The 19,409-nt window shown below is 58.0% G+C and carries 16 protein-coding genes and 1 pseudogene; 10 read left to right on the top strand and 7 right to left on the bottom strand.

Going from position 1 to position 19,409, the window contains the following annotated elements; all coding sequences use genetic code 11:
• The first annotated feature begins 134 nt into the window (after nt 1-134).
• Nucleotides 135-2,144, top strand: coding sequence for an alpha/beta hydrolase-fold protein (locus B0G71_RS38760; RefSeq protein ID WP_116149687.1), 2,010 nt, complete (start codon nt 135-137; stop codon nt 2,142-2,144).
• Nucleotides 2,145-2,478: 334 nt separating this feature from the next.
• On the top strand, nt 2,479-3,786 hold the full coding sequence (gene shiA / locus B0G71_RS38755) for a shikimate transporter (protein WP_116149686.1): 1,308 nt from the start codon (nt 2,479-2,481) through the stop codon (nt 3,784-3,786).
• 171 nt (nt 3,787-3,957) lie between these two features.
• Here shiA and B0G71_RS38750 read toward each other — a convergent pair whose 3' ends face one another.
• Together B0G71_RS38750 and B0G71_RS38745 are read right to left on the bottom strand one after the other, a co-directional pair.
• On the bottom strand, nt 3,958-4,437 hold the full coding sequence (locus tag B0G71_RS38750) for a MarR family winged helix-turn-helix transcriptional regulator (RefSeq protein ID WP_116149684.1): 480 nt from the start codon (nt 4,435-4,437) through the stop codon (nt 3,958-3,960).
• A 193-nt stretch (nt 4,438-4,630) separates the two neighbouring features.
• Nucleotides 4,631-5,980, bottom strand: a complete 1,350-nt coding sequence (locus B0G71_RS38745) for an MFS transporter (RefSeq protein WP_116149682.1) — start codon at nt 5,978-5,980, stop codon at nt 4,631-4,633.
• 644 nt (nt 5,981-6,624) lie between these two features.
• On the opposite strand from B0G71_RS38745, the gene B0G71_RS38740 reads away from it, so the two are divergent.
• The 6 genes from B0G71_RS38740 (at nt 6,625) to B0G71_RS38715 (ending at nt 12,694) form a co-directional block, all read left to right on the top strand.
• Nucleotides 6,625-7,140, top strand: a complete 516-nt coding sequence (locus B0G71_RS38740) for a DUF3237 domain-containing protein (RefSeq protein WP_181916967.1) — start codon at nt 6,625-6,627, stop codon at nt 7,138-7,140.
• A 152-nt stretch (nt 7,141-7,292) separates the two neighbouring features.
• On the top strand, nt 7,293-8,723 hold the full coding sequence (locus B0G71_RS38735; protein ID WP_116149679.1) for a CoA transferase: 1,431 nt from the start codon (nt 7,293-7,295) through the stop codon (nt 8,721-8,723).
• 412 nt (nt 8,724-9,135) lie between these two features.
• Nucleotides 9,136-10,245, top strand: a complete 1,110-nt coding sequence (locus tag B0G71_RS38730; RefSeq protein WP_116149677.1) for a porin — start codon at nt 9,136-9,138, stop codon at nt 10,243-10,245.
• Nucleotides 10,246-10,328: 83 nt separating this feature from the next.
• Nucleotides 10,329-11,408: a porin gene (locus B0G71_RS38725; RefSeq protein ID WP_116149676.1), complete on the top strand. Its 1,080-nt coding sequence runs from the start codon at nt 10,329-10,331 to the stop codon at nt 11,406-11,408.
• A gap of 45 nt (nt 11,409-11,453) precedes the next feature.
• Nucleotides 11,454-12,056, top strand: coding sequence for a DUF3237 domain-containing protein (locus B0G71_RS38720; RefSeq protein ID WP_116149674.1), 603 nt, complete (start codon nt 11,454-11,456; stop codon nt 12,054-12,056).
• Between the two features lie 377 nt (nt 12,057-12,433).
• Nucleotides 12,434-12,694: a hypothetical protein gene (locus tag B0G71_RS38715; protein WP_116141974.1), complete on the top strand. Its 261-nt coding sequence runs from the start codon at nt 12,434-12,436 to the stop codon at nt 12,692-12,694.
• A 9-nt stretch (nt 12,695-12,703) separates the two neighbouring features.
• Here the strand turns inward: B0G71_RS38715 and tnpC are convergent, their stop codons facing one another.
• From tnpC to B0G71_RS38695, 4 genes and pseudogenes are all read right to left on the bottom strand, one after another.
• Nucleotides 12,704-14,305 carry an IS66 family transposase gene (tnpC, locus tag B0G71_RS38710; protein ID WP_116141972.1) on the bottom strand — a complete coding sequence of 534 codons (1,602 nt, stop codon included), beginning with the start codon at nt 14,303-14,305 and terminating at the stop codon, nt 12,704-12,706.
• A gap of 127 nt (nt 14,306-14,432) precedes the next feature.
• Nucleotides 14,433-14,786, bottom strand: a complete 354-nt coding sequence (gene tnpB / locus B0G71_RS38705; protein WP_181916966.1) for an IS66 family insertion sequence element accessory protein TnpB — start codon at nt 14,784-14,786, stop codon at nt 14,433-14,435.
• Nucleotides 14,786-15,262 (bottom strand): IS66-like element accessory protein TnpA, encoded by a 477-nt coding sequence (tnpA, locus tag B0G71_RS38700; protein WP_116150004.1) that lies wholly within the window; start codon nt 15,260-15,262, stop codon nt 14,786-14,788. The genes tnpB and tnpA overlap by 1 nt, the downstream gene beginning before the upstream one ends.
• Before the next feature lie 726 nt (nt 15,263-15,988).
• Nucleotides 15,989-16,246, bottom strand: a pseudogene (locus tag B0G71_RS38695) (IS6 family transposase); the annotation flags it as partial.
• A gap of 226 nt (nt 16,247-16,472) precedes the next feature.
• Here B0G71_RS38695 and B0G71_RS38690 point away from each other — a divergent pair.
• The gene (locus tag B0G71_RS38690; protein WP_116149671.1) at nt 16,473-16,751 is read left to right on the top strand and encodes a DUF4148 domain-containing protein; all 279 of its coding nucleotides are present in this window, start codon (nt 16,473-16,475) and stop codon (nt 16,749-16,751) included.
• 69 nt (nt 16,752-16,820) lie between these two features.
• Here B0G71_RS38690 and B0G71_RS38685 read toward each other — a convergent pair whose 3' ends face one another.
• Nucleotides 16,821-18,260, bottom strand: a complete 1,440-nt coding sequence (locus tag B0G71_RS38685) for an amidohydrolase (protein ID WP_116149670.1) — start codon at nt 18,258-18,260, stop codon at nt 16,821-16,823.
• Between the two features lie 179 nt (nt 18,261-18,439).
• Between B0G71_RS38685 and B0G71_RS38680 the strand changes: the two genes are divergently transcribed.
• Nucleotides 18,440-19,399, top strand: a complete 960-nt coding sequence (locus B0G71_RS38680) for a LysR family transcriptional regulator (RefSeq protein ID WP_116149668.1) — start codon at nt 18,440-18,442, stop codon at nt 19,397-19,399.
• Nucleotides 19,400-19,409 lie beyond the last annotated feature (10 nt).

Below are 19,409 nucleotides of genomic sequence, written 5' to 3'. Positions count from 1 at the left end.
GATTTGCGACACAACTTTTCGAGCCCGTCCCGTGAACTTCTTTCGACAACGCCGCGAGCTATGCCGTTGATGACCGTCGAGTCGAATAAATCAGCGTTTTGCCATAGATTTTTAATAACGGAGGAGTTGAACAAATGAAGGAAGATTCAAAAATGAACGTTGTTGATATATCTCCGGGCTCACGTTCCAGTCTAACTTCGTCGGACAGCAACTACAGCGGCGAACTGCTGTCCCGCGGCATATCACGCAGAGACTTTGGTAAGTTGCTGGGAGCGCAAGCGTTGGTTCTCTCTTGTTTCTCCCTCTCTGGTTGCGGTGGTGGCGCGACCACTGAACAGCCAGGTCTGCAGGCGGCCGTGAAATATGGCGACCCCATTGTATTTGATCCTGCAACCGGAGGAATATCTCTCCCTTACACGGGGTATTACTATGGAGAAATAGTTGCAGGCGGTAAGACCCGTTTCTACAAGGAATACTTTCCGGAAAACAGCATATACAATGGCAATCAGGTGATGATCACCATTCCGGATGGGTATAACACGGAAGATTACCTGCTGCGAAGTGGCTGGAAGACGTTAGCCGACAAGTACAATTTCACGCTGTTCATCATGGAGCCGCTCAACGAACAATGGGGAACCGTTGCCAGCGAAATGGCCTACGTTTCGGCGGCATATACTTTGAGAGGAACAACCACAGACGCTGGCGGCGTCAACCGCGTGGGTATACTCGGCTTTGGCAGCGGCGGCCAGGCCTTGCAGCAACTCGTCATGACAAACGAACTGTCTGCCGCTTCGGCCGTGTTCGTCAATGCGAGCCATATCGACAGCTCGTATCTTGCGAGCCTGAGTACACAAGTATTTACAGGCTCCAGCTTCGGTGCCGTCTTTAACGCAGCTGATAATACAGTCTATTTAAATCAGGTTCCCGTGCCCGTATGGATTTTCGAGACCACTGTTGACGCTACGGTCCAGGGAGTGGTTAACTACTGGAAGGGTGTTAATCGAACGGTTTCTGTGGATGCTGATTTTAATGGCGGCAAAATCTTCTATCAAGATCCAACCAATGCCGCTGAGAACCACTTCACTCCCCGCGGCGCCATTGCAAACGTTGCCTGGTCTACCCAGACCGTTAATCCGGTTGACACGGGCTTCAACCAGATGCTCTATGCGAATTTCCTCGGTGTGACCAATCGTTATGGCGCCAATGTGTGGAACAACGCGATTCATCCGCACCTCGATTTCACGGCATTAGGCGTCAAAAATTACAAGTTTCTTGATCAAGGAGTCTTGCGTGAATATCTAGTTTATGTTCCGCCTAACCTACGGAATGGGACAGCGCCGCTTCCTGTGGTTTATACGTTGCCCGGCGGTGACACCAATCATTTCACAAATTTTGAAAACACACGCTGGAATGAGCAGGCTGACAAATATGGCTACATCATTGTTTCTGTCGCCGGCGCGGGCACCAATAAGGCATCGTATCTTGGCAGTCCAGCAAACAAATGGGTAACAGGTAGCGTATATACAAAGTTTCTGGCGTTTAATGATACCGGCACCACGACACCCGGCTATGTGGACGATATTTCGTTCTTCAAGACATTGATAGCGCGAGTCGAAACAGATTACAAGATCGACCCAACGAGACGGTTCATCGCAGCACACTCAAACGGCGCCGCCTTTTCGCTTGAGATGGTCCGCGTAATACCTCAATATTTTGCTGCGTTTTCCAGACTATCCGGCCATCTTACTCGAAATCCTGGCCTTCCTGATGACCTGGCTATAAACGATTTGCCGATTTACGCGATTATTGGTGAAAATAATAGCCCTTCCGTGCTTATGAACGGCACCTTGGCTCCCGGCTTCAATACATCATTCACCAACTACCTGGTCAACAATTTGGGATACACCGCAGTTGCAGCTGCAGCGCTGATTGCCAACCCTGGTATCAACGGTCTAGTGGAAGACTTGCACAACGGTATGGTCCACAAAACCTGGGAATGGCGGGACGCAAACAGCGTTCCGATATGTCGTGCTACGACGACCTCGCTCAGAGGCCATTCTTTCATCATGGGGGATATTCCCAATATGGCTGAATGGTTTACCCACTGGTCCCGCGTCAACGGGAAGTTGGTCTATAAGCCTTGACCTGACCAGGGCTCTGTCAGGTTGATGGTGAGGCAGTCGATAATTGGCGGTCAGCGCGGATTTCCGAGCACCTCGCTTCCGAGGTATCAATTTACAACTGCGCGCGACAAGATGCGACAACGTCCAGATCTTCCGTGTTCGCGCTGAACCTGCAGTCCCCTGATTTCAGGATACCCCGACACAAACGCTTTTCATTGGACATCCGATTTCGTCCATAGGTCGGCATACCGCCTTTCTATCAATCTCACTAACCTTTAACTGCATGCCGCCAGTACGCGCGGCCCGCTTGCGAGGCGCAAGCGCCGGGTCAAGCGACTTACATTCGAGACACGTCATGACATTCACTTTGCGTTCCTCTGAGGCTACCACGCCTATCCGCCTGGAAAAAAGCCGGGCGCGTCGGGCCGCGTTAGGCAGTTTTGTCGGTGCGGTCGTCGACTGGTACGACTTCCTGCTATATGGCATCGTCGCGGCGATCATATTCAATCGCGAATTCTTTCCTCAGGTTAGTCCGGCTATGGGCACGCTCGCCGCATTCGGCACCTTCGGCGTAGGCTTCCTGTTCCGCCCGCTCGGCGGCTTCGTATTCGGTCACTACGGAGACCGGTTGGGTCGGAAGCGCATGCTTGTGCTGACCGTCATGATGATGGGACTCTCCACCGCTTTGATCGGCTTTTTGCCGACATTCGCGTCCATCGGCTGGTGGGCCCCGGCACTGCTCGTTCTGCTGCGGGCCATTCAGGGCTTCGCAGTCGGCGGCGAGTGGGGCGGGGCGGCGCTAATGGCTGTGGAAAGTGCCCCGGAGAAAAAGAAGGCGTTTTATAGCAGCGGCGTCCAGGTAGGTTACGGCGTCGGACTGATCCTCGCCACCGGCATCGTGTCCATTCTCAGCCAGACGATGGACAACGAAAGCTTCCGGGTTTGGGGTTGGCGCATTCCTTTTGTGTTCAGCGTGGTGCTCGTGCTCATCGGGCTGTGGGTACGTTCGAGCATGGTAGAGTCGAAGGAATTTGTCGAGCAAGTGGCAAAGCCGCAGGGTCGCGCCCGTTTGCCGATCATGGAAGCCTTGCGGCAACATCCTAAATCTTTTCTGCTGATCATCGCGCTGCGCCTCGCCGAACTCTTCACGATGTATATCGTCACCGCCTTCGCACTAAGCTATTCCACGACGAATCTCGGCATGCCGCGCCAGTTCTTTCTGAACATTGGCTTGGTGGTGGGCGTCGTGAGCGTCGTGACGATTCCCTGCTTCGCCCTGCTCGCCGATCGATTTGGCCGCCGCCGCATCTACATGACCGGTGCGCTCGTCGGCGTGCTAAGCGCCGTACCATTCTTTCTCGCTCTCGACGCGCGCTCGACACTCTGGATCGTCGTATTTGCCGTCATGCTCGCCAATATCGCGCACGACATGGTGGTCAGCGTTCAGCAGCCGATGTTCACCGAATTGTTTGGCACAGAATACCGCTACAGCGGTGCGGGTGTCGGATATCAGGTTGCAAGTGTGGTGGGCGGTGGCTTCACACCGTTCATCGCCGTGGGACTGGTCAGCCTCGCCGGCGGCTCGTGGCATCCGGTGGCAGGCTATCTGGTACTCGGCTGTCTGCTGTCACTGATTGTCGCCGCTCGCATGAAAACGCGTTGAGCTGAACTGGCAACGATTTCCAGTGTCGACGCATCACCGCCAGCTTTGATTGACCCAAACTGCTAGCAGGCAGAACGACGAAGTCCGACCATGGATCTTCGTCTTCTGCGATCAGCATAAGTCGAGGCAGCACATCTGACGCGGTCTTTTCAGACACACTTCCTTCCCCGATCAATTCCTCTTCAAGTTGTGAACGCAAACTTGCAGCAGGTCCTCCAGTGTCCGCCCGCCCTCGTGGGTCAGATCGCCGAGCATCCGTTGCTCGATCCGAACGACCGCTTCCTGGCTGCTCTCGTACACGGCGCGTCCCATCTCGCTTAGATGAAGAAGAACCGCGCGCCGGTTCGTCATATCCCTCTCACGCACAATCCATTTCTTGGCGTCCAGTGCTTTGACTATCTCGCAGGCGACCTGTGGCGCAACGGTCAAATCCCTGGCAAGCTGCGCATTGGTCAGTCGCTCGCTTGCATGAAGTCGATTTAAGGCAGCGAATTGCGGCGGCGGCAACCCATACGCCGCGAGCGCTTCCGTCAAACGGCGGGAGAGGATTCGGTCGAGCTGACCTATGAGGTACGCAAGGCGATTCGGCGCGAAATGTGAATCGACTTGCGCATTACGGTCGTGCGAAGGACGATTAGGCTTTGTAAGCATTGCTGTGGAATTCGGCTCGGTCCTGTAAGGCAGGGCGCCGTACAGCAGCCGTGGGGAGCAGAGAAGGCTGACGGACGGCGCAACGGCGCTGATGCGTGGCCGCCCTGCCACGCATCAGCGCCGCAGCCTGCCGCCTGCTGGTGCGGCGCTAGCACTTTCGTGAGCGCTCGCTCACGAAAGACCGCGGCTACCACTAAACGGGTCGCGCCACCCGACTGCTCACTGCAGTGCGGCTACGCCCCGCAACCACCAGAAGCATCATTGCAGCACCTAAAGCCGGTATTGCAGCAGCGCCAAGCACCTGAGAGTGTGTCCAGCTGGCGCCCAACAGGAATCCGGCAATCAATGGTCCAAGAAGGGAGCCAAATCGCCCAATGCCTGCGACCAGGCCTGTCCCGGCCGCACGCGCCTCCTCCGGATACAGCAAAGCAGGCAGCGCGTTCAGCGCCCCTTGACCGCCGAGGACGCAAAACCCTGTTACCAGGGCAAGCGCTGTCAAACCACTGCCACCAAGAAATCCCATGGCAAGTGCCCCAATACTGATCGCGCCTCCGACATAAGTAGCCGCGAGCGCTCTACCAAATCCGAAACGATCCATCAGGCGCCCCAGCACAGGGCCTCCCAACAGACCACCGAGGTTAAAGCAGGTCGTCGCGATAACGGACTCACGAGGTGTGCTGTGCGCCGCCTGCAGGAGTCCAGGCAACCAGTTACTCAGCAGATAGACGTTCAGAAGACTTAAAAAGAAAATACCCGCCAGCAACGACGTAAGCCCTCTTTGCGCCTTGCTGAACAGAATCCGCAGCGGTGCGCCGACCTGCAGATTTTTCGTCTTCCAGACAAAATCCTGATTGAGAACCGTCCCGGGAAAAAGCCGCGCCATCGTCTTGCGAAGCAGCAGTTGGCCATTCGCCTTTCGCAAGAGCACCGGAATAGATTCCGGACATGCGACGAGAAGGAGCGGGGTCATGACCAGTGGAAGCGCGCCCGCAACGAAATAGGCCGTGCGCCAGCCATGACCCGGGACGACCCATGCCGATAGCGCACCGCCCAATGCGGCACCCAAGGGAAAACCGCAACCTGTCAGTGTCACGATCGTTGCACGACGTCGTCCGGGTGCAAACTGGGCCGCCAGCGCAATGAGATTAGGCAATGCCCCGCCAACCCCAAAACCCGTAACGAAGCGCAAGGCGTAGAGCTGCCCAATTCCCTGCGAAAATCCCGTCATCAGCGTAGCCAGGCCGACCAACGCGGTCACGCCTACCAGCGTCCGCTTTACACCGACAGAATCTCCCAGTACCCCCAATAGCAGTGCCCCGCACATACTTCCCAACAGTCCGATGCTGAATATTGAGCCGAGGTTGGCCATCGAGATGTGCCACTCTCTCGCGATGTTCGGCGCCACATAGCTGAGGAGCTGGGTGTCCAGGCCGTCCAGCGCAAGAACCGCGAATAGCAGCACAAACATCCAGACCTGCGCGGCGCCCAGTGGCTGACCGTCTATCAGCTCACGCACGTCAAGCTTACCGGAACCTGATTCCATTCATTTGTCTCCTGAGGCGAAGGATCGGGTGACGGGCACTACGCCACGGCACACAACCTCAATTACAGTTATGTTTAAATACGCATTATTCAAAATGCTATGCCTATGACCCTTAACTGTCAACGCCGGATCCACAGTGGCCGGTCTGGTGTTTACCCGCCCCCTCACCTGTCATGCCTCGGCCCACTGACAATGGCTTCATAAGCCAGCGAGGCAATTTCGAAAGGACTTCCTTTGCCACGACACAAGGCGTTGCACATAACCTCACATCAGCCAATCTATTGCGTATACATCAATACTCATAATAAGATGATCGTGTCGGTCGGGCAACTGATGCCCGACCACCGGTCCCGCGCCCGCAGACCATCAGTTGCGACAGGAGTTACGGAGAGAACACATGTCGCGCGAACGTTGGTCTGCGAGGCGCGTTTGGTCGCTGCTACACGCGGTTGGCCTGCTCGAGTGCGCCACCGATGTATTTCCGCTTCAAGTCTGATAAATCGCAAAGCCTTTCAATCTCCCCGACACGGCAGCAGAGTTGTCGAGGTTACACACTTCTTCTGCAGCGAGAGCTGCCACGTTTGCGGACGCGCTGCCTACCTGTCCGGCGACGCCCGAGACCTCTATACCGGAGACAAAGACAAATGACTGAACCACTGCAACTCGATGACTCCATGCAGCCTACCAAGCTAGCGTCGATGCTACCCAGATTCGAATACCTGATGCAGGCTCGCGTGCTGGCGGCGCCCGCATTGAGAATGGGCAACTCGAACGGCATGGGCGAGCGCATCATGATGCCGATTCTCGGGGGCGACTTCGAAGGTCCCCGACTCCGCGGCAGGATTGTCCCGGGCGGCGGCGATTGGCCCCTGATACGACCCGACGGCGTTGGCCAGACCGATGCACGCTACACGTTGGAAACCGACGACGGCGTTTTCATTAATATCCGCAATACAGGCTATCGCCACGGTCCGGCCGAAGCGATGAAGACGCTTAATTCCTATCAGGGGGTTGCCGATCCCGAGTCCTACTACCTGCGCGTGTGGACCGCGTTCGAGGCCCCTGTCGGCAAATATGACTGGCTTGCAAGACACGTGTTCTTCGGCATTGCCGAACGGCATCCCAAGGTGCTCTTCCTTCGCTACTACATGCTCCTCTGAAAACTTCCCAAGGAAGCCGTTGCCCACCCGGCACCAACGTATCAAGTTCGCGCCTCCGGGGTCTATCTCGACGGCCTGCGCTGCTGGCCGTCCATCGGATGATTCCCGAATCTGTATCCGAATCCGGAACCTGAGCATTAAGATCTATTTCCATGGACGACCTGACAGCGAGCACGGTTCGCACACTACTATCCCAGATTGGAATCGAGCTCGGGGATATGGGAGGCAGAGTCCGGGTGATCGGCAGTGATCCGATCGTCCGCAGCCCACACCGCCTCGGGACAGCGGCAGCCTCCGCGCTTGCGGCACAGGGCGCCGCAATTGCGACTATCTGGCGGATGAAAACGGGACGCGGACAGGACGTCACCGTCGACATGCGCCAGGCAACGAAAGTGGGCCTGCGGACGAATTTGTGCCTGCGGCAGAATGGGTATTATCTCGACCACCTTGCACCCGGAGACGGCGGTCCAGCGAACTTTTTCAGAACCAGAGATAACCGATGGATCTTCATTCATCGCAGCACTGTGTTTCCGGAAACCCTGTATCGATTACTCGACTTTCTCGGCTGCCCTCTTTCGGCCGCAGGCGTCGCAAAAGCCGTATCGCATTGGGACGCCCTCGAGCTTGAGAACGCGCTCGCGGAGCGCAAGCTCATCGCTGCCGTCGCGCGCACCACCAACGAGTGGCAATCTCATGAGCAGGGCCGGTGGCTCGGAGCACAACCCGAGATACGCATTGAAAAGATCGGCGAAAGCAGTCCGGAGCCTTTCAAACAGCCATCGGGACAGCGCGCACGCCCGCTGTCTAACCTTCGCGTCCTTGACATGACCCATGTGCTCGCTGGACCGATTTGCGGGCGGGTACTCGCTGAGCAAGGTGCGGACGTTCTGCGGATATCGGCTCCGCATCGACAGGATCCGCTGCCCATGGTGATGGACACGAATTTTGGAAAGCGGGCCGCCTACGTGGACCTTGATCGTGCAGACGACTGCTCCCTGCTATCCGCAATGCTCCGTGATGCCGACGTGTTCGTTCAGTCCTTTCGACCGGGCGTGTGCGAAAGACGCGGCTTGGGCCCGGATGATCTTGCCCGCATTCGTCCGGGCATCATTTACGTTTCCGTCAGTTGCTATGGTGACGGTGGACCATGGGCAACCCGAGGTGGCTACGAGCCGCTCAGTCAAACGGCAAATGGACTGGCAATAGACGAGGGCTCGTATGAACAGCCCCGTTTCGCACCTACTCGCACGCTCAACGATCTGCTCGCCGCCTATCTGGCAGCGACTGGTGCCCTGGGTGCTCTCATTCGGCGTGCCAGGGAAGGTGGGAGTTACCACGTCAAGGTGTCGTTGACCGGTGCTTCCATGTGGGTGCAGAAGCTTGGACGTCTTCAAGACGACGAGTGGCGAAACGTCAGTAACGATTTGACGCCGCATCCAGCCGATCTGATGAGAACGCAAAGCTGCTTCGGGGAACTCGAACACGCTGCGCCAATCGCGCGGTTCTCGGAGACACCAGCCTTCTGGGACAAACCGCCCACATGTCTGGGAGCGGATTCATTGCGCTGGCTCGACAGAAGGTAATCCAAAATCGGCCCAGGCTCGGCTATCCGTGCCAACTTCGGTCCGGCCTTAAGCAACCCGGGACGAGTCATATCGTGTTCAGACAAAGCGTGTAGTTGATCGCACAAACCGGGGCGATCGTGCCCAACCGGCGGTCTGGCATCGTCTCAACTTCTGCGTTTTCGTAGCGCATCCACCGCTAACAGAAGCCGCCTGAACGCGCAGCCGTTTCGGGCGTCATTGCATTGGTGTCACTTCAAATACTGTCGCTGCCAACAACGAGTTTCGGCTACCCCGAATCCGACGCGGCCGGAGGGTAAACACCGTCAACTCTTCCGCCCACCAGCACTTGACTCACATCCATCTCACTCGTACGATGCGTTAAATACGTATGCATACATAATCATTCTTAAAAGAAACGGAGAAGGCGAAAATGAACAACAGGACTCTGGCGCTATTCTGCCTGGCTTGCGCCGTACCCGGGGTGGCGTTCAGCGAGGAGCCGTTAGCTTATGTGCCGGGTAACAGCGTCACGTTGTACGGCTCAATCGACGCCGGCATCACGTACATGAGCAACTCACAAGGCAGCCCGCGAACATTCATGGATTCCGGCGTATTCCGGGCGAGCCGCTTCGGCTTCAAGGGTCGTGAAGATCTGGGAGGCGGACTGAGTGCGATCTTCACGTTGGAGAACGGTTTCTTCCCGCAAAACGGCAACGCAGCCGCTGGTGGGGGCATCTTTGGCCGCCAGTCCTACGTCGGCCTTGCGGGCGCGACCTTGGGTACGGTGACCATGGGCCGACAATATGACTTTATGGGAAGCGGTCTGTACCAGTACGCGAGTGCGGACACCGGCGGAGTCTACGCATTCCACCATGGCGACTACGATCATGTCGGCGGTAATGAACGTACGAACAACTCCGTGAAATATGTAAGCCCTATCTGGGGCGGGTTTCACTTTGGCGCCATGTACGGCTTTACAGATCTCACCGCCGCCCCGAGCGATCCAGCACAAAGAGTTGTTAGTGCAGGCGCGTACTATGATCGCGGCTTCTTCTCCGCGATGGCGACTTTCGCAAACCTGTATGACGTGGTCATCAACCCAGGTACTGATCTGGGCGTTTCCAGCATCTTTGGTTTGCCAGCCACCGGAAAAATTACGGCACAAAAGATAACGCTCGCCGCACTGGGCGCATCGTACATCGTCGGCCCGGTCAAGATCCGCGGGGAAATAACCGATGTGAAGATGTACTACAACGGACGCGCCGCTTCGATGCCGACCTACGACAGTAGCCTGACTTACTACTTCAATGCCGGCGCTTCATTGTCGGGCGGCGTTCAGCGTACGACTCTTGGCGGCGCAGCCTGGACACAGTACTCCGCAACGTACACGTACGCGCTCTCAAAGCGAACCACGGTTTACGCGATGGCGAATTTCCAGAGGGCAAGCGGGACCGCCAGGAACGCCATTATGCCCACGCTTACGCCGTCATCGACGAAGACGGAGTTTGTGCCACGCATCGGTATGACGCACTTTTTCTAGCGCGGGCTGTTGCGACGACGCAAGTCACAGCTTTACCAATAAATAAGATCATCCTGGTTCACTTTCCAAAGTGAGGAGACACAATGCGTTCAAAACATGTCATATTCGCCGCGCTCGCGATTCAGTCGATACTTGCTGATACCGCTCATGCTCAGAGTGCAGTGCAGCTCTACGGGGTACTCGATGCCGGCATAACTTACGTCAACAACCAGGGCGGCAAGAGCAACGTATTCGAGGATACTGGTGTCATGCAGGCCAACCGGTGGGGACTCCGTGGGTCAGAGGACCTCGGCAATGGAATGAGAACGGTATTCACGCTGGAGAGCGGCTTCAGCGTCAACAACGGACAGCTAGGCCAAGGCGGCGCCATATTCGGTCGCCAGGCCTATGTGGGCCTGGTGGGTCCGTGGGGGAAAGTGACGCTCGGCAGGCAGCGCGACTTCATGTACGATTTTCTGGTTCAGGATACATCTGCCCAGCAGGTCGCCACCGGATATGCGTGGCATTTCCTCGATGCCGATCGCGTAGCCGGCGAGCCAGCGAACAATACCGTCAAGTTCTCCAGTGCCAGCGTCGGTGGCCTCCAGCTCGGAGCGATGTTTGGCATGAGCAATGCCGCGGGCGCATTCGGTGGAACGGCGGGTGCTCCGCGAGTGAGAAGTATCGGGCTCAACTATGAGACGGACGGTCCGTTTGCCGCGGGCCTCGCCTATACCGACGTCAATGGTTCTGGAGGCAGCATCGCGCAAAATGCTTTCAAGGGTACCTATTTACGGACCTTTGGTGCCGGGGCACGACTCAACCTGAATCCCCTACTGGTCTTTGCAAACGCGACGCACACGCAGATTTCCGCGGCGCCAGGACTCACAATTGGAAGCTACGAAATCGGGATGACCTATTATTTTAAGCCGGATGTCATGGCCGGCGGTGGGTACACCTATACGACGCGCACAGGGGGAATTCGCTACGGCCAATATAATTTTGGAGCCCACTACATCCTGTCGAAGCGCACTGATCTGTACGTCAACGTGAACTACATGCACTCGAACAATGAAAGCGCCCCACCCGGCATGTTCGGCATCGTCAATCTCGGCACGTTCTCTGGCTTCTCTACGACACAAAACCAGATAGCAACCCGGATCGGCCTGCGAACCCTGTTCTAGTTTTTCACATCAATCTGCCTCGATCTAAAAAAAGGAAAATCTCCAATGAAAAGTCGCCAGAAATTGAAGTCCTTGTTGGCCGCGTGCGTTGCGATCGCCATGCTCGGTTGTTGTGAGAATTTTGCTTTGGCTGCCGCAACTGACGATGCGACAGCGGGTATCTCGGGCGCAGCGGTCGCGCCCGCTCCGCCTCGCCTCGATTTCGTTTTCGAATCGCACGTCAATCTCGGCGAATTCAAACTGTACGGCACCTACAACGCGCATAAACGTGGCGTCATGCACCTCCTGGGAGGAACCTTCGAAGGCCCGGGGATTCGAGGCAAAATACTTCCGTCCGACCGGGACTGGCCTACCTACTACGGCAACGGCGTCCGGTCCACGGACGTGCAATATGTCTATGTGACAGATGACGGTGTCCCCCTTTTTGTCACGGTGGATGGTTACCGGTACGACAAAAAGGAGATGACTGGTCCGATGCTCGAGGCAGAGAACGTCAAGCCAGCACCAAATATGTTGCGCATCTTCGTTCGAATTCATGCGCCCGACGACAGTCGTTATTCGTGGATGAATTACAACCTCTTCGTGGGCGTTGCAGGAAAGTCCGGCGCGGAGCGGGAAGCCACGTTACGTGTCTATCGATTGCTATGACTGCAGTCACCATCGCGGTATCTTGAGGACATTGAACGCGATAAGCTGGATAGGGTTCACGTCGAGCCGTTGTGCCGCGGTTCCAGTTTTTCTGGACACAGATTTGGGGTAAAACGTGGGTCCAAACTGGAGTTGTCGATGTTGAAGAAAGCAGATGCAAACGGGGTTGCGCCAGAGACGCTGGAAGGAGCGCGTAGCGCGACTGGATACGCCTCTGGCGCCGCCGAAGTCAAGCGTTGGTCGACCAGTCGCAAATGCGGCGTGGTGCGTCGGTTGCTGGTAAGCGCCAAATCTGCCACACATCGTTAGGTCTCGCGTTACCGGGTAACATGTTTCACATCGATAGTTACCGGGTAACGACAGTGAGGAGGTGGGAGATGACGCAAACGACGGCGCAGCGGCAAGCGGCTTATCGGGCAAGGCGCGAGACGGCAGGCAAGGACGGCAACGGTGATCGACGTCTGGATATGTGGGTGAGTACAGAAGCCTATCTTGCTTTGACACGGTTGGCTTGCCGTTACTCGGTAACGAAGCGTCAGATGCTGGAACGACTGATCACGCGGGCAGACGACGCGATCGTGCGCCGACTCGATCCCGACTCGGAACAGTGGGACCAATACTTCGGCCAAGCGCGGTAGCGACGTGCGTTACCCGGTAACGGGCTGCTGCTTGGCGAAGTTGAACGGTAGTAGGTCGCTAATATTGGCGTCCGGAGCACGCTGCGGCAGTTCGGTCAGCACGTGCAGCAGATAGGCATGCGGCTCGACGCCACAGGCTCGACACGTGAGCATCAAGCTGTAGATCATCGCGCTCGCTTTCGCGCCGTCGACCGTATCGCTGAAGAGCCACGATTTTCTCGCGGTGGCAAACGGCCTGATGTCCCGCTCGATGACGTTGTTGTCGATTGGGGACCGGCCATCGTCCACATAGCGGCTCAGATACGGCCATTGCCTGCGACAGTAGCCAATCGCCTCGCCGAGCAGACTCTTGGGCAGAACCTTTGGCGCGAGCTCGTCGAGCCAACTCTTGAAGGCGCTTAGCAACGGCACACTGTGCTGCTGCCGCAGGCGGTGCCGGTAATCGGCTAGCGTCTCGCCTTCGGGCAACGTCTGTTTGGCGAGCGCCTCGACCTGGTATAGCGCTTGGAAGAATTCGAGCGCCTTCGTGATACGGGGGCTTGGTTTGTTCTTCTGCCCCTTGAGCGCGTCCGTAAACAGGCGGCGACCATGGGCAAGGCATCCGAGGTGCGTGGCCGATTTGAGCGTCCGCCACGCGGGCCAGCCGTCCGTCATCAGCGTGCCCGCGTAGTCTCCGAGGAAGTCTTTCGGGTACTGCTGGCCACGCCCCGGCTGGTACTCGAACAGCACCACCGGTTGCTCACTATCCTCGGCGCTTCGGTAGACCCACATATATGACGTGTCCTGTGCGTTTCGGCCTTTTTCCTTCAGGACCTGGACGGTGGTCTCGTCGCCGTGAATGAGCCACTGGCGCAGCAGAATCTTCTTGAGCGCGTCAAACAGGCGCTTGTAGTGACGCTCGGCGGGACGGATGATCCAGTTCGCCAGCGTACCGCGACTGACCCGGATGTTCGAGCGGGCGAGCACGTCCTCCATTCGGTACAGCGGCGTGCCGTCGACATATTTGCCGGCCGTGACGGCGGCGATCATCGACGCACTTGCATGGCTGCCCGGCAAGGGTTGCGCCGGCATCGGCGCGACCACGATCGGCGTGCGCATGCCGTGATGCTCGCAGTGGCGACACGCGTACTTGAAGCGCGCGTGCTGCAGCACCGTCACCTTGACCTCCATGTGCAACTGCTCGCTGACTTCCTCGCCCATCCGATGCATTGCCTTGCTGCAGCACGGGCAAATCTTCTGGTCCTCGGGCAGGTCGTACTCGATACGCTCGCGCGGCAGATTCGCTGGCAGCGGCTTGCGGCCACGCTTGCGCAGTTCGGGCTTGTCGACCTCAGGCAACCCGGTGTCTGGCATCGTGGGCAAGTCGCCGTCGTCCTCCCCGGCCGGCTCCGCTTGGGCCGCCTCTTCCGCCTCGTTGAACACGCGGTCACGACGCTTCTCGCTCTTGGGAGCGTACTGTCGGGCCAACGCGAGACGATATTGCTCTTCAAGCGCATCCAGACGCCTGGTCAGGTCATCGATCCTGGCGTCGCGCTCGGCCAGACCGGTTTCGAGTTCGTTGATGTAGGCCTTGGCGGCCCGAGGCAATCGCGAGAGATCGGCGGCTTTCATGTGCTCCACGGTAGCGAAGCTCAGCGCCGGATGGGTTTACCGAAATGTGTAACAGCCGAGCCGGCCGTTGTTTACTCGCGACACCCCGAAGGACGGCCCTTGGCGGGGGCATCGGCGATACTGCAATTCAGCTCGCGTGGCAGTACTGTCGCGCAGGATGACGGCGCAGCGCGTCGACATCGACGCCGTCGAGCAGCAGGTGAAGCTGTTCGGCCGTGAGCTCGATCACGGCCTGCTGACGACGGGGCCAAACGAAACGGTCCGCCTCGAGGCGTTTCAACAGGAGCCAGAATCCGGCCCGGTCATAAAGCAGAAGCTTCACGCGATCGCGTTTGCGGTTGTGGAACGCGAAGACGGCTCGTGCGAGTGGGTCAAGCTGCATCGACTGCTCGACCAGCGTGACCAGGCTGTTGATTCCGGCCCGGAAGTCGATCGGCTCGCGATGCAGGTAGATCCGAAGATCGGCGTCGAAGCGGAACATCAGTGCGCCCCCAGCGCAGCAATCATCGCCGTCACGAGCGAACCGTCTTGCCCCGAGCATTCGAGTTCAACCATGACGCCGTTGGGCAGTGTCGCCGACAAACGCGCCGACGGCGCCGAGCACAGTGACACACGAGATGCCTCGCCACGATCCGGAGCTAACGACGCAGCAGGCGCACGGGAGAACACTGACGCCGTGTCGCCAACCGCAACGACCGGCACGAACGTTGACGGTGACGTCTGCGCGCTATCAGGCCCGGCGAGCGCAGCTTCGTTCGCCCGTGTGCGTGCGCAAATCCATTTGCGCAACTGGTTCGCGTTTACACCGGCCTTGAGCGCCATGCCCGATACCGATACTCCAGGCCGCCGGCATGCATCGATCAGTCGCCGCTTATCCTGAGGGTCAAACACCCGCCTGCCGCCCCGATCTATATGCGTTACCTTCAGCGGCAAAAAAGCCAAGTCATCTTCAGTCATGTTGCGTCCGCAAGTCGTGGTTGCGGACCCAAGCCTGCGCTCGTTCAGATGCGAATTCTAGGTGCGCTTAAATTCGCGCTTACAGTTAATCAACCAGGCAAACCACTTCAACTGCCTCCCTTCGCCTTGTGACCGGCTTTCCCGGCCTCGGACTACTACGGAGGCTCCGCCAGCCTGCATATCATCGGGGGCACACTCCCTTGACATTTATGCAAGCCTTCCCCAGTTCACATGCTGGACTCAACGCACGGGCGAGGTTGCCTATCGCAGTCTTTATCCTTGCTTGCCGCAAGTCGTCGCAGACACCACGGTCTAGCTGCGCGCTCTCCGTGATTCCAACTGGCCGGCATACATCTCCAGCCAGCATTCGCGGCACCAGTCCATACCTGTGACCGACGCCGATCCGCGTCCTGCCTCTTAAGCGGTGTAGGCAGGGGTGACGATTCAACCCTCAGATGCGTTTCAATAGGTTCGTGTCCCTCAACCGTCCCATGCTCAGCCTGGAAGCTCATCTTGGCGTAACCGCTTCGCCGCAAGCTCCGTTTCCCACGGACTTCGTCACCTTGCCAGTGTCCAGCAAGTCACCGCCGCTTCGGCTCACTTTCTCTCGCAGCAGAGAAAGGGCATGCCCCGGTACCGCAACTTCAAATCCACCGGGTCCTGCATTCCAAACATGCTCAAGCAACTTCACCCCCATGTGGGCGGGCTACGTTGGCTGGGCGTACGATAGGTCTCATCAACGCGCCATGACCGCCCTGCCGGTATGGCAAAGCGATTCCAGCGCTTCACGAACTCTGGTGTAAACCGCTTCACCCACCGCATGATCGTGGTGCGCGCCAGCGACAAACCCCTTTCGGCCATCATCTCGACCAGATCGCGCAGGCTGAGCTTGTAGCGAAGGTACCAGCGAACGCACAGAACAATGATCTCCCGATTAAAATGCCGACCATCGAACAACCCCTCCAGACCCTTCCCCTTGCTCATCGCCGCCCACCAGATTGATTGGATCGCTACTTTAACCGGTCCAACGAGCCTATTTGCACCAGAACCTTCGCTGCTGGGATCCGGATTCCGGCACCGGTGGCCGGATTACGGCCCGCTCGCGCGGCACCGGAAGACCTGTCCTTCTGATCGTTTTAGCGACTAAAGTAGATAGACGGTGTCGGGTACAGAATGTCCCAACGGCCGTAACTGTCGGAGGAAAACCACCATGAAATCGATTGCCTGTCTATCTCTCTGCCTTTCGCTGTTGACCGTACCGCTTGCTGCGTCTTCCCAGCCGAGCTCATCGGTGACCCGAGCGGAAGTCCGGGCCGAACTGGCAGCGCTCGCGCGCGTTGGATACAACCCCGGCACGGCCAACGACGAGGACTATCCGTCGAACATCATCGCAGCGCAAGCCCGCGTGCGTGATCTTCAGGCCCGGCAAAATCCGGACCCAGGCGGCTACGGATCGCAAACCGGTGGCTCATCCGAGACTGGCAAGTGACATGTCCAGCCAGCGGCTTCTCCCCTAAAGCGGACTTAGGGTGCTTTCGCAAGCGGGATAGATCGGATCTCATGCCTTGCCTGACGCGTCGCGTCGAGGCGGCGGCATGACATCCGGCGGAATCGGGCATTGATAGCCACGGGAACCTCGCTTCCGATGCAATTCCTGCTTCGCCTCATGAAGCACATCTGGCTTGCCTGCGAGATCGATGGCGGTCGCCGCCAGTGTTTTTGCCGCGAGCAGCATGCCTTTGTGTGCGAGCGACTGCTTGCCTTGCGCCACCATCTGCCAGGAATGAAAGCCTGTTCCCCAGGCATAACAGGCCGTCAGGCACTGGGTCGTCGGCGCGGCCCAACTGACGTCGCCCACGTCCGTCGAGCCGGTAACCGGGCGCGCGACGTCGGGATGGTAGGGAAGAATCTCAGTGATAATCGGCTTGGGATCGCGCAGCGCCGCAGCAAAGTGACGCGAGCAGTTGGCAAGATCGTCCGCACTGATCGTGTTCTGCAGTTGCTTCGCAAACTCGGTCTCGCGCGCGTCGACGTCGAAAGCGCCGATTGCGCGCATATTGGCGTCCAGCACGCGATCCAGAGTATCGTTGTGCAAGACATTGGAGCACGCCTTGTCGAAGATAATATCGAGGCGGGTCCCCGTCATCATCGCTGCACCCTCCGCAATCTGTTTGACCCGCTCGAACAGATCCAGCGCATCTCCACTGTGCGGCGACCGGACCGTGTACAGCACCTCGGCCAACACCGGAATGACGTTGGTCGAAGCACCGCCCGAATTGATGTACGCAAAGTGGACGCGAGCCAGATCAGGCATGTGCTCGCGAAGATAGTTCACGCCGATATTCATCAGTTCGGCCGCGTCAAGCGCGCTGCGTCCCAGGTGAGGGGCCAGCGCGGCGTGCGCGGATTTTCCGTGGAATCTGAAAGAAGCCTGTACGTTGGCCAGCGTGGCGTTCATGAACACTGAACTGGCGACGGACGGGTGCCAGCACAATGCAACATCGAGATCGTCGAACAGGCCCGCTCGAGCCATGAACGTTTTTCCGGCGGCCGCTTCTTCTGCGGGACAGCCATAAAACCGCACCGTCGCCTTGATGTTGTTCGCGGCAAAATAGTCCCTTGCGACAACGGCTGCCAGATGTGAAGCGGCACCAAGAAGATGGTGCCCGCAGCCATGACCGTTTCCCGTGGCCGCGTCCGGATTGGGCACACAGGTGAGCGCACCGCTTTGCTGGCTCAAGCCGGCGAGCGCATCGTATTCGCCAAGAAAGCCGATGACAGGTCCGCCAGCACCGGCTTCAGCCACAAACGCCGTCGGCATTCCGGCCACCCCGCGTGTCACCTTGAATCCTGCCCGCTCGATCGCCGACGCGTGCAACTCGGACGAACGGAACTCCGCATACCGCATCTCCGCGAGCGACCATATTTCATCAGCCAGATCGATAAATTCCTGTCCCTTTGTTTCCACCCGATCCACGACACTTGCTATGTGTTTCACGCAAACTCCCGATTGTTCGGACACGGCGACGCCAGCCCCGCTTTCGACGTCGCGCTATCCGGCTAAGATGTGCAATGCGTCAAGAGTAGTGGCGCAACCGGTCGCGCGCGAGCGTCAGAATTGTGTTGCCGTTTACTTTTAGTTGTTACCTCCCAACCCCAACTCCCTGTCAGAATCCAATGAAACTCCATCAGCTCCGCGCACTCGTCGCCATTGCCGATACGGGCAGCGTCCGCAACGCAGCGCGGGCGATCGAACTTTCTCCAGCCGCCATTACGAAGGCGATGCGTGAACTGGAGGACGAGGTGGGTCTCACGCTGATCGTGCGAGAGACGACCGGCGTCACATTGACCGAAGCTGGGCAAAAATTGCTCGAACACGCGCGCCTCGTGACCGGCCAGCTCTTACGCGCAACACAAGAGCTAGCCGTACTGGCGGGTAAAAAGCAGGGAACCCTGAGTGTGGGCGTCCCTTCGTGGTTCGGGCTCACCCTGCTAGGCGACGTCGTGAATCGCTTCGAACGGGAGATGCCTCAAATCCAGTTGGTGTTCTTTGAGAGTCTGCTCTCTGTGTCGGTTCCCAAGCTGCGCGACGGCACGCTCGATCTATCGATCAATCGGGCTCACACGGGACCGACGCAAGCCGAGTTCGATCACTTGCCACTCTTCATGACGGGGTATGCGGTCGTTGCAAGAGCCGGTCATCCGCTCGCGAACTGCAGGTCGTTAGAGGAGTTGAAGGACGCCAGATGGATACTGAATCGAAATTTCTCGACTGACGAGATCGCCGTTCAAGGAGACAAAAGCTTCGCTGAGTATTTCAGACGCTACACCCCGCTCGTCCATGTCTCACATTCAAGCACGCTTGCGACGAGCCTGATTGCAACGACCGACTTGCTGAGCATCATGCCGTGGCCGCTTGCCGAGTTACTGGTTGCCAGGGAAGGGCTGTGCGTGCTGTCTCTCGCAGAAGTTGCGGCAGACGTCGAGATCAGTTTGATGTACCGGCGCGCGGCACCGCTCAGTGCCTCGGCCAAGTGTTTTGTGGAGTGTTTGACTGAAGTGATTCGCGAAGCGGCCACGTCGACTGATGCTGGTCGGCGCCGGCTATTTCATTCGGTGGAGTGCTTGCTGAAGTAGCCGTGACGCG

Source organism: Paraburkholderia sp. BL27I4N3 (genome assembly GCF_003386115.1).
In the GTDB taxonomy this organism is placed as follows: Bacteria; Pseudomonadota; Gammaproteobacteria; order Burkholderiales; family Burkholderiaceae; genus Paraburkholderia.
Note: the sequence above shows the minus strand (reverse complement) of the source record. Positions and strands in the feature narration are given on the sequence as shown.

Coding starts and splice junctions, on each gene's coding strand:
- B0G71_RS38760 (WP_116149687.1), top strand. CDS start 135: ATGAAGGAAGATTCAAAAATGAACGTTGTTGATATATCTCCGGGCTCA.
- shiA (WP_116149686.1), top strand. CDS start 2,479: ATGACATTCACTTTGCGTTCCTCTGAGGCTACCACGCCTATCCGCCTG.
- B0G71_RS38750 (WP_116149684.1), bottom strand. CDS start 4,437: ATGCTTACAAAGCCTAATCGTCCTTCGCACGACCGTAATGCGCAAGTC.
- B0G71_RS38745 (WP_116149682.1), bottom strand. CDS start 5,980: ATGGAATCAGGTTCCGGTAAGCTTGACGTGCGTGAGCTGATAGACGGT.
- B0G71_RS38740 (WP_181916967.1), top strand. CDS start 6,625: ATGACTGAACCACTGCAACTCGATGACTCCATGCAGCCTACCAAGCTA.
- B0G71_RS38735 (WP_116149679.1), top strand. CDS start 7,293: ATGGACGACCTGACAGCGAGCACGGTTCGCACACTACTATCCCAGATT.
- B0G71_RS38730 (WP_116149677.1), top strand. CDS start 9,136: ATGAACAACAGGACTCTGGCGCTATTCTGCCTGGCTTGCGCCGTACCC.
- B0G71_RS38725 (WP_116149676.1), top strand. CDS start 10,329: ATGCGTTCAAAACATGTCATATTCGCCGCGCTCGCGATTCAGTCGATA.
- B0G71_RS38720 (WP_116149674.1), top strand. CDS start 11,454: ATGAAAAGTCGCCAGAAATTGAAGTCCTTGTTGGCCGCGTGCGTTGCG.
- B0G71_RS38715 (WP_116141974.1), top strand. CDS start 12,434: ATGACGCAAACGACGGCGCAGCGGCAAGCGGCTTATCGGGCAAGGCGC.
- tnpC (WP_116141972.1), bottom strand. CDS start 14,305: ATGAAAGCCGCCGATCTCTCGCGATTGCCTCGGGCCGCCAAGGCCTAC.
- tnpB (WP_181916966.1), bottom strand. CDS start 14,786: ATGTTCCGCTTCGACGCCGATCTTCGGATCTACCTGCATCGCGAGCCG.
- tnpA (WP_116150004.1), bottom strand. CDS start 15,262: ATGACTGAAGATGACTTGGCTTTTTTGCCGCTGAAGGTAACGCATATA.
- B0G71_RS38690 (WP_116149671.1), top strand. CDS start 16,473: ATGAAATCGATTGCCTGTCTATCTCTCTGCCTTTCGCTGTTGACCGTA.
- B0G71_RS38680 (WP_116149668.1), top strand. CDS start 18,440: ATGAAACTCCATCAGCTCCGCGCACTCGTCGCCATTGCCGATACGGGC.